Here is a 15,300-nt window from a genome sequence, read left to right as displayed (position 1 = left end):
AAAGTCAGTTTGCCAATTTATCACGAAGAACCATTTGCAGGATTCCGCCGTGACGGTAGTAATCAATTTCAACTTCAGAGTCGAAACGAACAAGAGCTTCAAAAGTAGTCTGATTGCCGTTTTCATCTGTAGCTGTAACCTTAACAAAGTCACGCGGTCTAACATTTTCGTCGATTTGAACATCGATCGTTTCTTTTCCTGACAAGCCAAGAGTTTCTGCACTTTCGCCTGCCTTGAACTGAAGCGGAAGTACACCCATTAGAACAAGGTTAGAACGGTGAATACGCTCATAGCTTTCAGCAATTACTGTCTTAATGCCAAGCAGGTTTGTACCTTTTGCAGCCCAGTCACGGGAAGATCCCATTCCATAGTCTTTGCCGGCAAGAACAACAAGGCCAGTTCCATCTTCTTTGTACTTCATGCAAGCATCATAGATGGAAGTCACTTCTCCTGTAGGCCAGTAAGTCGTGAAGCCGCCTTCTGTGCCAGGAGCGATTTGGTTGCGGATACGGATGTTTGCAAATGTACCGCGCATCATAACTTCATGGTTACCGCGGCGGGATCCATAAGAGTTGAAGTCGCGTGGTTCAACACCGTTCTCACGAAGGTATTTTCCTGCTGGTGTATCTTTGCCGATCGCACCTGCCGGAGAAATATGGTCAGTTGTTACAGAATCACCGAACTTGCCGACAACACGCAGTCCTGATAAAGGTTTCACTTCATCAGCATTAGGAGTTAAGCCTTCAAAGAACGGAGGATTCTGGATATATGTTGAATTATCATCAAATGAATATAACGGCTCATTGCTTGTTTGGATTTGGTTCCAGCGAGCATTGTCATCAAATACATGCTCATATTCTTTACGGAACAATTCAGGTGTAACAGTCTGTTTAACCACTTCATTAACTTCAGCAGTAGATGGCCAAATGTCGTTAAAGAAGACATCGTTGCCATTCTTGTCTTTTCCGATTGGCTCGTTTTGAAGATCGATATCGACTGTTCCAGCAAGTGCATAAGCGACTACTAATGGCGGAGAAGCCAGGTAGTTAGCTTTTACAAGCGGATGGATACGCCCTTCAAAGTTACGGTTACCGGAAAGAACAGATGTTACAAGAAGATCGCTTTCAGCTACAGCCTTTTCGATTTCTTCTCTTAATGGACCGGAGTTGCCGATACATGTTGTACAGCCATAACCTACAAGGTTGAATCCAAGCTGTTCCATGTATGGAAGAAGTCCTGAATCACGCAGATATCCAGTAACAACCTTTGATCCCGGAGCCAAAGAAGTTTTAACGAACTTAGGAACTTCCATTCCAAGTTCAACTGCCTTTTTCGCCACTAAACCTGCACCTACTAAAACGTAAGGGTTTGAAGTATTTGTACAGCTAGTGATTGCCGCAATGGCAACAGCACCCGTTTTCATCTTGGTTGAATCGCCATTTGCAAATTCAACAGTAGTTTCTTTGTCGATTTCTTTCTTATCCAAGCCGAAGCCCTGGTTGCCTTGAGGAGCAGTGATAGCGTCATTGAATTCCTTTTTCATAGCTGAAAGCGGAATTAAATCCTGCGGACGCTTAGGACCTGAAAGGTTCGCTTCGATTTCGGAAAGATTGATTTCAACTACATTCGTATATACTGGCTCTAGAGATGAATCAAAGAACATTCCATTTTCTTTGCAGTATTTTTCTACAATTTTGATTTGCTCTTCCGGACGTCCAGTCAGGCGCATGTAATCCAGGGCTTCTGCATCAACAGGGAAGAATCCGCAAGTAGCTCCGTATTCTGGTGCCATGTTAGCAATTGTAGCACGGTCAGCTAATGGAAGCTGTGTAACACCAGGGCCGAAGAATTCTACAAACTTGCCAACTACTCCCTGGCTGCGCAGTACTTGAGTTACCTTTAATGCAAGGTCAGTAGCAGTTGTTCCGTTAGGAAGCTCGCCGGTAAGTTTAACCCCTACAACTTCAGGAACAGGGAAATATGAAGGCTGGCCCAGCATACCTGCTTCAGCTTCAATACCTCCTACACCCCATCCAAGAACGCCGATACCGTTGATCATGGTTGTATGGGAGTCAGTACCTACAAGAGTATCAGGGAAAGTTTCGAAATCGCCTTCCGTTGTTTCAAGAGCATGAACAACATTCGCAAGGAACTCAAGGTTTACCTGGTGAACAATACCTGTTGCAGGCGGAACTGCACGATAGTTGTCAAATGCTTTTTGTGCCCAGCTCAAGAACTGGTATCGCTCAGCATTGCGCTCGAATTCAAGCTCCATGTTGGCTTCAAGAGAATCAGGTGTACCATACTTATCTACCTGTACAGAGTGGTCGATAACCAGATCAACCGGCTTCTCAGGATTGATTTTGTCAGGGTCCCCGCCCATGTCAGCCATTGCCTTACGCAATGAAGCCAGGTCAACTACTGCCGGAACTCCAGTGAAGTCCTGCAGAATTACACGTGATGGTTTGAAAGGAACATCTACTTCTTTTACTTCAGAAGTTCCCCATTTTGCCAGGTTTTCAACATGCTCTTTTGTAATTACACGGCCGTCATATTGACGAAGTACGGATTCCAATAATACTTTAATTGAATAAGGCAATTTGGAAACATTACCTACTCCAGCTTCTTCCAGAGCGCCTAAATGATAGTAATGATAGCGCTTCCCGTCCAGATCAAAGGATTTGCGGGAATTGAACACATCATTCTTTGCCAAATGTATTACCCCCTCTTTCAATAAACATCATATACCAAGTGTTAGGTAATTGTCGAAAAGTTTGAATTTTCATCCATCCTTACTTTTCTCACAATTCCTATATTAATACAACCAGTTATATAAGTAAATAACAAGAAAGTTATTGTTTTTGATAAGTTTTTCTTATCATAATTTCTTATTTACTTCATTTAGCCTTTTAAATGCCGTAATTGATAGCGTTTTTCAATTAGAAGATAAAACCCATTATTGCTTGGTTATTATACTGATAAAACGAAAAAGCGGAATCTCTTGTCTAAAAAACAACATAAATTGACATCATCCACGGAAAAATAGTACTACGGAGGTGATTCGCTATGGCTAAAAGAAAGGCTAATCATATTATAGAGGGTATGAATGCTGCAAAAGGGCAGGGCATGGGCACCGGATACAATGAGGAATATGCCAATGAACCCCTAACAGAAGCGCAAAAGCAAAATAATAAAAAGAGGAAAAAGAATCAGTAAATAAGAAAAACGGAAGCGCCTTGCCCACTAAAGGATCGCAGATTAAGAACGCCACGTCCTGTGGCAACATCTGCATGACCCCCATCCTGGGGGCCTCCTCGAGGGGGCAGGCTGCTTGCGCTAGACCGTTATCGAAGTTCAAAATGTTGTATTTCCTTAGTAAATTAAATTTAAATTACCCGGCTGGTCCGCAGCCGGGTTTTTGGTTAATTTTATTCATTCATACGTTCTAGTATTGGTTCACATCATCAACCATAGTTCGCAAGTCCTGCTGGAATCTCTCCAATTGTGCCCGCTGATGTTCCGATGCAACCTCAAGTGCATTTTCAATTTGAGCGTACGCTTCGTTTACCTCCTGCTTAAGATGTTTAAGCTGATGGCCGTAACTGGCAGAATCTTTTACAATTTCAGCATAAAGCTCCTGTGCATCTTCCATTCCCTGCTGTGCTGCCTGAAATGCCTGCTGTTTATCTTTATGATATGGCATGCTTTTTTCACTCCTAATAAAATTTGTACCATTAAATTGCGCAATAGAACCATAAAATATTCCGCCAAATCACTCAGGCGGAAATCTTGAAATTCAGCCACAATTTGCAAGGCAATTTTTCATGTAAAAGAGCCAAACTAACACATGAGATGAAGGTGAATTTCTCCTTCTATCTTATTGCCCAGCAGCCAGTAAGACGGCAGCACAGTATAGCAGCTGCCTGGAGCGGAAGTCAGCATCCTATATTATGAGGAGGGCATCAAATGAACAAAAACAATGGCAAAGACATGCGAAAAAATGCACCCAAAGGACATAATAACGATGGACAGCCTGAACCATTAAGCGGCTCAAAAAAAGTGAAAAACCGTAACCATACCAGACAAAAACATAATTCCCACCATGATATGTAAATTTTAATAAAAAAGCAGCTGCCTCAAAATCAGGCAGCTGCTAGAATTAAATAGCAGTTAATGCTTTTATAATGGTGTCCTCTTCATTTGGAGTTACTGCCCGCAGATCAATCAGTATTTCTTCTTTATGTATCCTCACTATTATGGAAGGGCTACAATCAATCCTTAACTGGCGGCCAATATGTTCCGCTGAATAACGCCGGTGCTTTAGAACGGCAATCCAGGACGGCAGTTCAACATCGGGCATTGTGCCTCCCCCTACTTGCCCTGTGCTTTCTCTCATAGAGCATTCATAATCCTTCGCAGCTGCTTGTAATCTGTGAAGAAATTGTGCTGTTCTCGTTTCGAGTTCATCACCGGTCATCAATACATCATGGACCACCGGAATATTTTTCAGCCCCTCTTCCCCTTTTAAGTAATCAATAAGCGTGCCTTCGAGCGCAGCAATTGTCATTTTATCAACTCGAAGAACCCGGGCAAGCTGGTGTTTTTTCAGTTTTTCAATTAAGTCCTTTCTCCCGGCAATAATGCCTGCCTGCGGGCCGCCCAAAAGCTTATCCCCGCTAAAAGAAACGATATCTGCCCCCATTTTTATCACATCGCGTACGGCTGGCTCATTTCCGATACCCTTGCTTTTAAAATCAAATAGTGCACCGCTGCCCAAGTCTTCATAGAATATGATATCTTTTTCTTTGGATAACTGGGCAAGTTCGTCAGTTCCAACTTCTTTGGTGAAGCCTATAATTTTAAAATTGCTCGTATGTACCTTCATTATCATGGCTGTATCTTCATTGATCACATTTTTATAATCTTCCAAATGGGTTTTATTCGTTGTTCCTACTTCAACAAGCGTTGCACCGCTCTCTTCCATTATGCTTGATACCCTGAAGGAGCCTCCGATTTCAACAAGCTGACCGCGGGAAACTATTACTTCTTTTTCTTCAGCAAGAGCTTTTAAGATAATATAAACAGCAGCAGCATTATTGTTAACTGCCATAGCTGCTTCTGCACCTGTCAGCTCTTTGACCAGGCTTTCCAGGTGAGTATGCCTGGATCCCCGTGCTCCTTCACCCAAGTTATACTCCAAATTGGAATAGTTCATGGCAATTTCAAGCATATGTTCGGCTGCTGATTTGCTTAAACGCGCTCGGCCAAGATTAGTGTGAAGAATAGTGCCGGTGGCATTGATAACCCTTTTTAGTGTATATCCATACCGAGCAGTGATTACCTCTTCTGCTTTTTTAAATATAGCGTTGGTAAATTTTTCAGTACCAGGCTCCTCACCGGTCCAATTACCAACAAGAATGTTATTCCTGATTTCAGAAATTACCTCTTTTAAAATGTTAGTTGTATGTATAAAGTCAAGTCCATACTGTTTCATTAAATGAGTAAAACGCCGGTCTTTTTGCAGTTCATGAACCGGCAAAATATTTCTGACTGTACTTTTCATATAGATCCCTCCAGCACTTGCCTGATTATTATATCATTTTTCACTATTTTACATGAAATGAATACTATAGATTGAAACAAGGGGGTTTTGAAATTGAACAAAAAGGAAGATTTCCATCCGTTTAATTTGGATGAATTGGAAAAATGGATGGAGGATTATTACCTGGACCCGCTTTCATCGTATTTGGATCAAATTACTTTTCGCATCGACTTATATGATACGGAAGCGGAAATTATCGTTGAGGCGCTTTTAACAGGATGCGTTTCAAAAGATGTAACCGTTTCCTTAAAAGAAAACACCGTGATCATTAAAGCGGTTAAAATAGATGAAACAGATCCAATTCGCTGCGGCCAGCCATGTATGCGGAAGGTAATGCTGCCTTTTTCAGTTATTAATAAAAAGGTAAGTGCAGATTTTTCCAATGAGATATTAGAGATATTTATAAATAAACATAAAGCAGGGCCAGGATGCGATAGAGATATAAATATCAATTGAAAAACTGAGATAGAGGTAGCCTTTTTGCCCTTTGTTTACATAAAGTGAAACTTCAATCAGTGGGGTTTTATCCCCCACTGATTGTTAGTTGAACCAATCGGGCCTTTACGGGCAGTTTGACCCCCACTTATCCTCCATTGATTCCTCTGAGTCTTGAAGTGGGAGTCTTACTGCCCGTTAGACTGCGATAAAATTATTATGGATCAGTAAAAAAACCTCCTCCGTCGGGAGAAGGTTTGGCAGCTTATTGCTGCATCTTTTCAATAATTTCTTTGGTTTTAGGAAAAATGCCAGTATCGAGCTTAGAATAAAGCTTTTCTCCATTTACTGTCACTTCAAAAGCTCCGCCTTTACTTGGAACCAGTTCCATTTTTGAAATCTCAGAGCGAAAATGTGTAAAAAGTTCTTCCGCGAAACTCGCGGCTTTTGGTGCGTAGTTTCACATCATGCAAAATTCAACAGTTACTTCATATGCCATATTTAAACCCCCGTATGTAATTTGCTAAAATGTAAATATAATGACATTTTAGTATAACTATTTCATTACTGCAAATTGATTTGTTTTTCCTTCTTAATCGCTAAAAAAGAAAAAAATTTATGGAGTGATCTTATGGATGCACAGAAATACCTAAAACGCATTGCAGTATCCGCTGAACGCAATCTGGATCTTGAATATCTGAAAGAACTCCAGAGCAGCCATATGCACAACATTCCTTTTGAGAACTTGGATGTAACAAGAAAAATTCCCATTCAGCTGGACACAGATGCGTTTTTTGAAAAAATTCTTGAAAGAAGCCGGGGAGGCTTTTGCTATGAATTAAACGGTCTTTTTCAACACCTGCTGTCCGAACTGGGATTTCAATCACACCTGATTTCCTGCACCGTCAAAAAGCCGGATGGATGGGTCAGAGAAGATTCCCATGCAGCCATACTGGTTTTTTTAAACCAAATTCCTTATTTGGCGGATGTTGGATTTGGTGATTCCGTCAGGCAGCCTCTGCCTTTAACGGGAGATGAAAAAACCGATGTAAGCGGAACTTACAGGATAAGAGAGTCCGGTGAAGGAATATATGATCTTCAAAGACTTGAGGATGGTGAATGGAGAATTCTTTACCGTTTTTCTGATAAGCCAAAGCAGCTCGATGACTTCCATGATGCATGTTTATTCAATCAGACTTCTCCTGAATCCCATTTTACACATGGCGACCTGGCCACTATTGCGACAAAAAATGGCCGTGTTACACTCTCAGGATTGACTGTCACTAAGTCTGAGGAAGGCGCAAAAGAAAAATATGAACTTACCGAGGAGGAAAAAAAGGATTTTCTCCGCGAGCAATTCAATATAAAATTATAAAAGGGACGGCCAAACGGCGTCCCTTTTGCTTTATCTTAATTTTGTTTTTAGTTTATCAAGCATATCAGCAGTCATCTTGGCTAAATCGAAGTCTGCTTTGAATCCCCACTCTTCTTTTGCTGCGCTTGCATCAATCGAATTTGGCCAGCTGTCGGCAATCGCCTGGCGCACAGGATCAACCTCATAGGAAATTTCAAACCCAGGAATATGCTTTCTGATCTCTGCCGCAATCTGTTCAGGTTCAAAACTCATTGCAGTTACATTGAAGGAGTTGCGGTGATTGAGTTTATCTGCATCGGCTTCCATTAAATCAACGATGGCATTTAACGCATCCGGCATATACATCATATCCATATATGTGCCCTGGTCGATATAAGAAGTATAGCGGCCATTTTTAATCGCTTCATAGTAGATCTCAACAGCGTAATCAGTCGTTCCGCCCCCTGGAGGAGTAACATAAGAGATTAAACCAGGGAATCGCAAGCCTCTGGTATCAACACCAAATTTGTAATAGTAGTAATCAGACAGTAATTCGCCCGCAACCTTGTTCACGCCATACATAGTAGTTGGGCGGTGAATAGTATCCTGTGGTGTGTTGTCTTTTGGCGTAGAAGGACCAAATGCGCCAATGGAGCTTGGCGTAAAGAATTGTGCGCTGCACTCTCTAGCCGTTTCAAGTGCATTCATAAGCCCCCCCATATTTAAATTCCATGCAAATACTGGGTTGGCTTCAGCTGTTGCTGATAACAGGGCTGCCATATGGATGACTGTATCCACATTATATTTTTTAGCCGTATCCAGCATTGATTTTGCATCAGTAACATCAACCATTTCAAACGGTCCTGATTGGGCAGCTTCAGACTCACTTTTTCTGATGTCTGTTGCAATAACATTGTCTGTTCCATAGATTTCTCTTAATTTCAAGGTTAGTTCAGAGCCAATCTGGCCTAAAGCTCCAGTAATCATAATTCGTTTCATCTTATTCCTCCAACATTTCCTCTTTGCCTTCTAGATTTTGCTTTATAGTCAAACTTAAATAATTCCCATTTCTTTGCCGACTTTTTCATAAATGGCAATAGCCTGATCCAGCATTTCTTTCGTATGTGCCGCAGACGGCATATTTCTGACACGTCCCGTTCCCCTTGGGACAGTCGGGAAGACGATTGATTTCGCATAAACGCCTTCTTCATTGAGTTTTTTGCTGAATTCCTGTGTTTTTACTTCATCTCCCACAATACAAGGAGTGATTGGTGTTTCACTGTCGCCGATATCAAATCCTAATTTTTCCAGACCATCCTTAAGGTAGTTGGCATTTTCCCATAACTTTTCATTCAGCTCTGTGCTTTCCATCAGCAGCTCAATGGCTTTCGTGCTTGCTGCTACATCAGCAGGTGTTAAAGAAGTTGAGAAAAGGAATGGTCTGCTGCGGACTTTCAGCCAATCGATCAAGTCTTTTTTGCCGGCCACATATCCGCCAACAACACCTATTGCCTTAGAAAGTGTTCCAATCTGGAAATCGATTTTATCGGAAAGGCCGAAGTGCTTAACAGTACCTGCTCCCTTTCCAAGAACTCCTGAACCGTGTGCATCATCCACATAAGTAATCAGATCGAATTCTTCTGCGATCTCCACAATCTCAGGAAGCTTTGCGATGTCCCCATCCATTGAGAAAACACCGTCAGTAATAACCATAATTTTGTTGTACTGTCCAGATTCTTTTGCTTCCTTCGCTTTTGCCCGTAAATCTTCCATATCAGAGTGATTTACGCGAATAATTTTGGCTTTGGATAGACGGCATCCATCAATAATGGAGGCATGGTTTAATTCATCAGACAATATAGCATCATTTTTATCCATAACAGCTGAAATAGCTGCCATGTTACAATTAAAACCAGACTGGTATGCGATGGCTGCTTCTGTATGTTTGAACTCAGCCAGCTTTTCTTCAAGTTTTGTATGAAGTTCAAGCGTTCCATTTATAGTGCGGACAGCACCTGCTCCAACGCCATATTTCTCAATTGCTTCAATTGCGGATTTTTTAAGTCTTTCATCAGTTGCCAAACCTAAATAGTTATTAGATGAAAGATTGATTAATTCTCTTCCGTTGATTTTGATTATAGGGCCATTTGGGCTTTCAAGAGGGTCGATTACGTTGTAAAGTCCTCTATCTTTTAAATCCTCCAGGTTTTCCTGTAAAAAAGCATCTAAAATTTTGCTGGTCATATCAGTATCCCCCAGTACATTTTTATTGAATGTCGTCAACTCATACACAACTGTACTTTCAGAGCGGACATTATTTCATGAAACAAATAAAGCTATGTAAAGGTTTATCAATTAATACTTTAACACAATTTTTCAATTTGTACACTTATGAAGGACAGATTTTCTTTCATTTTCATTAAGATTGCCTGATATTTAGTTTGCCCTTTTAATCTGAAAAAATTTACCCGGCACATTTTAGCTCTATTGAATAAATATGCACAAGAATGATCTGTTTACTCTATGAATGCATAGGGAACCAATCAAACATATAACAATAGGTCAGGCATTAAGCCTTTGGAGGTATTTATAATGAAACATCCGCTAAATGTAACTTCGGAAATAGGAGAATTAAAGACGGTCCTTCTTCATAGGCCGGGTAAGGAAATTGAAAATCTCACACCTCAATATTTGAAAAGACTTTTATTCGATGACATTCCCTTTTTGCCTGCCATTCAAAAAGAACATGATTATTTCGCCAATATTCTGAGCAATCGGGGAATAGAGGTCTTATATCTCGATAAATTGATGACAGAAGCCATACAGCAAGACGAGACAAGAATGTCTTTTATTGAAAAGGTCTTATGGGAAAGTCAATCGAATATCAATGGTTCCTGCGAAACAGTAAAAGAGTATCTCTTATCTCTTCCGCCTGATGAGCTGGTAAAGAAAGTGATGTCAGGTGTCGTAAAATCGGATATTGATCAGGATAAGAAAATTCATCTTCATGAACTGATGCCGGATCATTATCCTTTTTATCTGGACCCGATGCCCAACCTCTATTTTACCCGGGATCCTGCTGCGGTTATAGGTGAAGGCATTACCATAAATCGAATGCATGAACCTGCAAGGAGAAGGGAATCCATTTTTATGGACTGCATCATGAATCATCATCCCCGTTTTAATAAACATGAAATCCCTGCTTACTTTAAACGTGATGATCACTACTCACTTGAAGGCGGAGATGAACTGATATTGAGCAATGAAGCGGTCGCCATTGGCGTCAGCGCAAGAACTTCTGCGCAAGGGATAGAAAAACTTGCAAAGGAACTATTCACCCGTCAGAAATCCTTTAAAAAAGTTGTGGCAGTTGAAATCCCCAAAATCCGGGCATTCATGCACCTGGATACTGTATTTACGATGATTGATCATGATAAGTTCACTTACCATCCTGCTATTGAAGATAGAGATGGCAGTATGAAGATTTACATATTGGAACAGGAGAAGAATTCCGATCTTCTTAAAATTACAGAGAAAAACTCTTTGAAGGAAACATTAAAAGAAGTTCTTTATCTTGATGAAATAGTGTTAATCCCTTGTGGAGGAGGCTGCCCGATTGCATCGGCACGCGAACAATGGAATGATGGATCCAATACACTCGCCATCGCTCCCGGTGTAGTTGTAACTTATGACCGGAATTATGTCTCAAACGACATCCTCCGTCAAAATGGGGTTGAGGTAATTGAAATTCTCAGCTCAGAACTCTCAAGAGGACGGGGTGGCCCAAGATGCATGAGCATGCCGATAATAAGAGAAAATATTAGCTAGTAAATCGGGCGGTTCCATATACCGCCCGATTTTTTCATATGGATCCTCTAAATTTATATGAACATCCCCCTTCTGCTCCCCTCCTTCAGAAAAAACCAGTTCTTTTAAGAAAAAACGCAAATATAAATATACTAATGCCATTAAAAACAAGCATTCTCCTCCCCTTTTTATAAGATGTTCTTCTTAAGAATTTGTTTTTATTTATAATAATTATAAAACAGTATTGATTTTATATTGAGAAGTGTTATCATTATGAATGTAAGCAAGCTATTAAACTTTTATGAGGTGATTATAGAATGACAAATCAGAATAATCTAACTACAAGCTGGGGCGCCCCTGTTGGCGACAATCAAAATTCAATGACCGCCGGCTCAAGAGGGCCCACTTTAATTCAGGATGTACACTTGCTGGAAAAACTGGCTCATTTCAACAGAGAACGCGTGCCTGAGCGAGTTGTTCATGCCAAAGGTGCTGGCGCACATGGCTATTTTGAAGTTACTAATGACCTCACTAAATATACAAAAGCCGCATTCCTATCAGAAGTAGGCAAAAAAACTCCTTTATTCATCCGTTTTTCAACTGTTGCCGGTGAATTGGGCTCTGCTGATACTGTACGCGACCCACGCGGCTTTGCGGTTAAGTTTTATACAGAAGAAGGCAACTACGATCTTGTAGGGAACAATACGCCTGTATTCTTTATCCGGGATGCAATTAAATTCCCTGACTTCATTCATACACAAAAGCGTGATCCAAAGACACACCTGAAAAACCCGACAGCCGTTTGGGACTTCTGGTCCTTATCCCCTGAATCTCTGCACCAGGTAACCATCCTGATGTCAGACCGCGGCATACCTGCAACCCTTAGACATATGCACGGCTTCGGCAGCCATACATTTAAGTGGGTAAATGAACAAGGTGAAGGTGTCTGGGTTAAGTATCACTTTAAAACTGAACAGGGCGTTAAAAACCTAGGCGTGGAAGCTGCAGCGAAAATGGCTGGAGAAAACCCTGATTATCATACAGAGGACTTATTTAATGCAATTGAGAATGGCGATTTCCCATCATGGAAACTATGCGTACAAATCATGCCGCTTGAAGATGCGAATACTTATCGCTTCGATCCATTCGATGTAACAAAGGTATGGTCACAGAAAGATTATCCATTAATCGAAGTAGGACGCATGGTACTGAATAAAAACCCTGAAAACTACTTTGCTGAAGTTGAGCAGGCTACTTTCTCTCCTGGAACACTTGTGCCGGGGATTGATGTTTCACCTGACAAGATGCTCCAGGGCCGTCTGTTCGCCTACCATGATGCACACCGCTACCGCGTAGGTGCGAACCATCAGATGCTGCCAATCAACCGCCCTAAGAACGAAGTGCAAAACTATCAGCGTGACGGTCAGATGCGCTTTGACAACAATGGCGGAGGTTCTGTTTATTACGAGCCGAACAGCTTTGGAGGACCTACTGAGGCACCGGAGCACAAGCAGGCTGCATACCCTGTTTCCGGTTTAGCCGAAAGCGTTGCGTATGATCATAATGACCACTACACACAAGCCGGTGATCTATACCGCTTAATGAATGAAGAGGAACGCTCCCGTCTGGTGGCAAACATTGTTGCTGCAATGAAGCCTGTAGAAAAAGAAGAAATTAAGCATCGCCAGATTCAGCATTTCTTTAAAGCGGACCCTGATTACGGTACACGTATTGCTAAAGGGCTTGGCCTGGCAGTTCCGCAGGGAGTAAAGTGAACCATTAGAAATAGCGAAAGGTGCCAATAACCTAATTGGCACCTTTTTTCCGGATGAAGTGTTAGTGTGACCCCCTATTTGCTGATCCCCCAACATTACTTCCGCGTCATGGCCATCCTGATTAATCCTTTGTCTTCCTTGTGCAAGGTTGGCTTCATGTCCATCTAAAGAAGCTTCCTGTCCCCCCTGCCCATTTCAAGCAAGAGGAGGAACTAAATGAAGCAACAGCCAAAATGGCAGATGCCACCCCTGAAGAGCATGAGGAGCATCTTGAAAAAATGGGCGAAATCCAGGACCATCTTGATGATGGCGGCTTTTTATTCTCTGGATATTAAAATTGAGAAAGCAGCGCGGGTGGCCTCTCTTTGGAAATGGTCCTTCAAGGTTATCTTAGGAATTGGAAAAATCCGCTTATTTGTAGGGAATTATGTGGATTCCCTGATTTAGCAGGATTCTTTCCGCCTATTTTTCAATGCCATAAAATCAACATCCAGCTTTAATAGAGCCTTTAATTAAGAAAGGACAGACTTCAATTTATCCCAATAATCGAATTACCTTTTTCACAAGAAATAACTTTAGATAGAAAAAACATTCTAAATCTAGTAAGATATCCACATGGAATATTAGAGAAGGGGTAAAAAAATGAGCGTATTAAATGTACAAAATTTAAGTCACGGTTTCGGTGATCGTGCGATATTCAATGATGTGTCTTTTCGACTTTTAAAAGGTGAACACGTTGGACTAGTTGGGGCAAATGGTGAGGGTAAGTCTACATTCATGAATATTGTTACCGGGAAGCTGCAACCCGACGAGGGGAAAGTTGAGTGGTCACGAAAAGTTCGTGTTGGTTACTTAGATCAGCATGCTGTACTTAAAAAAGGCACTACGATGCGTGACGCTTTGAGTACTGCTTTTCAATATCTTTTTGATGCTGAATCAGAGATCAATGAACTTTATGCAAAAATGGGTGATGAAGGTGCTGATATCGATGCATTACTTGCAGAAGTTGGCGAGCTACAAGAAACTTTAGATAGTAATGATTTCTATCAAATTAATTCAAAAGTTGAGGAAGTTGCTCGTGGCCTAGGATTAGACGATGTTGGACTTGATCGTGATATAGATGATCTTAGCGGTGGGCAACGTACGAAAGTTTTACTAGCTAAGCTTTTGCTGGAAAAGCCTGAAATCCTATTACTAGACGAGCCTACAAACTATTTGGATGAACAGCATATCGAATGGTTGAAGCGCTATTTACAGGAATATGAGAATGCATTTATCTTGATTTCACATGATATTCCATTCTTGAACAATGTTGTTAACTTGATCTATCACATGGAAAACCAAGAGTTGAATCGCTATGTTGGTGACTATGATAACTTCTTAAAAATATATGAAATGAAAAAGCAGCAGCTAGAGGCTGCATACAAGCGTCAACAACAAGAAATTACTGATTTAAAGGATTTCGTTGCTCGCAACAAGGCAAGTGTTGCGACTCGTAATATGGCGATGTCTCGTCAAAAGAAGCTCGACAAAATGGAAATTATTGAATTGGGGAGAGAGAAGCCGAAACCAGAGTTTATTTTCAAAGAAGCTCGTGCAGCTAGTCGTTGGATTTTCACGACTGAAGATCTTGTTATTGGTTACAATGAACCACTTTCTCGCCCTCTGAATTTGAAAATGGAACGCGGACAAAAAATTGCATTCGTGGGTGCTAACGGTATTGGTAAGTCTACTCTTTTAAAAAGTATTCTTGGATTGATTAGTCCCATTTCGGGTAAAGTTGAACGCGGTGAGTATCAATACATCGGTTACTTTGAGCAGGAAGTTAAACAGTCCAACTACAACACTTGTATTGAAGAGATTTGGAGCGAGTTCCCAAGTATGAATCAGGCTGAAGTTCGTGCTGCTCTTGCAAAATGCGGATTAACGACGAAACATATTGAAAGTAAAATCGAAGTCCTTTCTGGTGGCGAAAAAGCCAAAGTTCGATTGTGTAAAATTTTAAACACAGAAACGAATTTATTAATTCTAGACGAACCTACCAATCACTTGGATGTGGATGCAAAAGAAGAATTAAAGCGTGCTTTAAAGGCATATCGCGGAAGTATCTTGATGGTATCCCACGAACCTGATTTCTATCGTGAAATTGCGACCGATATTTGGAATTGTGAGGATTGGACTACGAAAGTTTTTTAATTCAATAAACAAGTTTAAATGGTATTAGGTCAATAAAGTAGACACAATCCCCTGCCACGCAGGGGATTTTTCATTTCAGGCGCCCTTTTTATCTGGTTCAAACATTGTTCACAAAAGATTCTTATTTACCT

General features: G+C 41.1%; 14 protein-coding genes. 8 read left to right on the top strand and 6 right to left on the bottom strand.

What is annotated here, in order from left to right; all coding sequences use genetic code 11:
• Positions 1-4 precede the first annotated feature (4 nt).
• On the bottom strand, positions 5-2,713 hold the full coding sequence (gene acnA, locus IRB79_RS12860; protein ID WP_279401062.1) for an aconitate hydratase AcnA: 2,709 nt from the start codon (positions 2,711-2,713) through the stop codon (positions 5-7).
• 353 nt (positions 2,714-3,066) lie between these two features.
• Between acnA and sspO the strand changes: the two genes are divergently transcribed.
• Positions 3,067-3,216, top strand: coding sequence for a small acid-soluble spore protein SspO (gene sspO, locus IRB79_RS12855; protein ID WP_243508880.1), 150 nt, complete (start codon positions 3,067-3,069; stop codon positions 3,214-3,216).
• 229 nt (positions 3,217-3,445) lie between these two features.
• On the opposite strand, the gene IRB79_RS12850 is transcribed toward sspO, so the two are convergent.
• Complete coding sequence (locus IRB79_RS12850) at positions 3,446-3,703, bottom strand: hypothetical protein (RefSeq protein WP_243508877.1); 258 nt, start codon at positions 3,701-3,703, stop codon at positions 3,446-3,448.
• A 263-nt stretch (positions 3,704-3,966) separates the two neighbouring features.
• On the opposite strand from IRB79_RS12850, the gene IRB79_RS12845 reads away from it, so the two are divergent.
• Positions 3,967-4,113, top strand: coding sequence for a small acid-soluble spore protein P (locus IRB79_RS12845; RefSeq protein ID WP_009334725.1), 147 nt, complete (start codon positions 3,967-3,969; stop codon positions 4,111-4,113).
• A gap of 46 nt (positions 4,114-4,159) precedes the next feature.
• On the opposite strand, the gene selA is transcribed toward IRB79_RS12845, so the two are convergent.
• The gene (gene selA / locus IRB79_RS12840; RefSeq protein WP_243508875.1) at positions 4,160-5,563 is read right to left on the bottom strand and encodes an L-seryl-tRNA(Sec) selenium transferase; all 1,404 of its coding nucleotides are present in this window, start codon (positions 5,561-5,563) and stop codon (positions 4,160-4,162) included.
• Between the two features lie 93 nt (positions 5,564-5,656).
• Between selA and IRB79_RS12835 the strand changes: the two genes are divergently transcribed.
• Positions 5,657-6,058, top strand: coding sequence for an Hsp20/alpha crystallin family protein (locus tag IRB79_RS12835; protein WP_243508873.1), 402 nt, complete (start codon positions 5,657-5,659; stop codon positions 6,056-6,058).
• 244 nt (positions 6,059-6,302) lie between these two features.
• On the opposite strand, the gene IRB79_RS28165 is transcribed toward IRB79_RS12835, so the two are convergent.
• A complete protein-coding gene (locus IRB79_RS28165) occupies positions 6,303-6,536 on the bottom strand; it encodes an Rdx family protein (protein WP_345798937.1) in 234 nt (77 codons plus the stop codon).
• Positions 6,537-6,668: 132 nt separating this feature from the next.
• On the opposite strand from IRB79_RS28165, the gene IRB79_RS12825 reads away from it, so the two are divergent.
• The gene (locus IRB79_RS12825; protein ID WP_243508871.1) at positions 6,669-7,412 is read left to right on the top strand and encodes an arylamine N-acetyltransferase family protein; all 744 of its coding nucleotides are present in this window, start codon (positions 6,669-6,671) and stop codon (positions 7,410-7,412) included.
• A gap of 30 nt (positions 7,413-7,442) precedes the next feature.
• Here the strand turns inward: IRB79_RS12825 and IRB79_RS12820 are convergent, their stop codons facing one another.
• Entirely contained in the window at positions 7,443-8,390 is a 948-nt protein-coding gene (locus IRB79_RS12820) for an L-threonine 3-dehydrogenase (RefSeq protein WP_243508870.1), read from the bottom strand.
• A gap of 54 nt (positions 8,391-8,444) precedes the next feature.
• Complete coding sequence (locus IRB79_RS12815) at positions 8,445-9,635, bottom strand: glycine C-acetyltransferase (protein WP_206837407.1); 1,191 nt, start codon at positions 9,633-9,635, stop codon at positions 8,445-8,447.
• 348 nt (positions 9,636-9,983) lie between these two features.
• Here IRB79_RS12815 and arcA point away from each other — a divergent pair, with 348 nt between their 5' ends.
• The 4 genes from arcA (at position 9,984) to IRB79_RS12795 (ending at position 15,169) form a co-directional block, all read left to right on the top strand.
• Complete coding sequence (arcA, locus tag IRB79_RS12810) at positions 9,984-11,219, top strand: arginine deiminase (protein WP_243508868.1); 1,236 nt, start codon at positions 9,984-9,986, stop codon at positions 11,217-11,219.
• Between the two features lie 296 nt (positions 11,220-11,515).
• Positions 11,516-12,973 carry a catalase KatA gene (katA, locus tag IRB79_RS12805; RefSeq protein WP_243508866.1) on the top strand — a complete coding sequence of 486 codons (1,458 nt, stop codon included), beginning with the start codon at positions 11,516-11,518 and terminating at the stop codon, positions 12,971-12,973.
• A gap of 216 nt (positions 12,974-13,189) precedes the next feature.
• On the top strand, positions 13,190-13,420 hold the full coding sequence (locus tag IRB79_RS28220; protein WP_431833421.1) for a hypothetical protein: 231 nt from the start codon (positions 13,190-13,192) through the stop codon (positions 13,418-13,420).
• 195 nt (positions 13,421-13,615) lie between these two features.
• On the top strand, positions 13,616-15,169 hold the full coding sequence (locus IRB79_RS12795) for an ABC-F family ATP-binding cassette domain-containing protein (protein ID WP_243508864.1): 1,554 nt from the start codon (positions 13,616-13,618) through the stop codon (positions 15,167-15,169).
• The last annotated feature ends 131 nt before the right edge of the window (positions 15,170-15,300 follow it).

This window comes from Cytobacillus oceanisediminis (genome assembly GCF_022811925.1).
GTDB lineage: Bacteria > Bacillota > Bacilli > Bacillales > Cytobacillaceae > Cytobacillus > Cytobacillus oceanisediminis_D.
Note: the sequence above shows the minus strand (reverse complement) of the source record. Positions and strands in the feature narration are given on the sequence as shown.

Excerpts from the sequence above, each read along its gene's own strand:
- IRB79_RS28220 (WP_431833421.1), top strand. The coding sequence starts at position 13,190 with ATGAAGCAACAGCCAAAATGGCAGATGCCACCCCTGAAGAGCATGAGG.
- selA (WP_243508875.1), bottom strand. The coding sequence starts at position 5,563 with ATGAAAAGTACAGTCAGAAATATTTTGCCGGTTCATGAACTGCAAAAA.
- arcA (WP_243508868.1), top strand. The coding sequence starts at position 9,984 with ATGAAACATCCGCTAAATGTAACTTCGGAAATAGGAGAATTAAAGACG.
- IRB79_RS12850 (WP_243508877.1), bottom strand. The coding sequence starts at position 3,703 with ATGCCATATCATAAAGATAAACAGCAGGCATTTCAGGCAGCACAGCAG.
- IRB79_RS12815 (WP_206837407.1), bottom strand. The coding sequence starts at position 9,635 with ATGACCAGCAAAATTTTAGATGCTTTTTTACAGGAAAACCTGGAGGAT.
- IRB79_RS12795 (WP_243508864.1), top strand. The coding sequence starts at position 13,616 with ATGAGCGTATTAAATGTACAAAATTTAAGTCACGGTTTCGGTGATCGT.
- IRB79_RS12845 (WP_009334725.1), top strand. The coding sequence starts at position 3,967 with ATGAACAAAAACAATGGCAAAGACATGCGAAAAAATGCACCCAAAGGA.
- katA (WP_243508866.1), top strand. The coding sequence starts at position 11,516 with ATGACAAATCAGAATAATCTAACTACAAGCTGGGGCGCCCCTGTTGGC.
- IRB79_RS12820 (WP_243508870.1), bottom strand. The coding sequence starts at position 8,390 with ATGAAACGAATTATGATTACTGGAGCTTTAGGCCAGATTGGCTCTGAA.
- sspO (WP_243508880.1), top strand. The coding sequence starts at position 3,067 with ATGGCTAAAAGAAAGGCTAATCATATTATAGAGGGTATGAATGCTGCA.
- IRB79_RS12825 (WP_243508871.1), top strand. The coding sequence starts at position 6,669 with ATGGATGCACAGAAATACCTAAAACGCATTGCAGTATCCGCTGAACGC.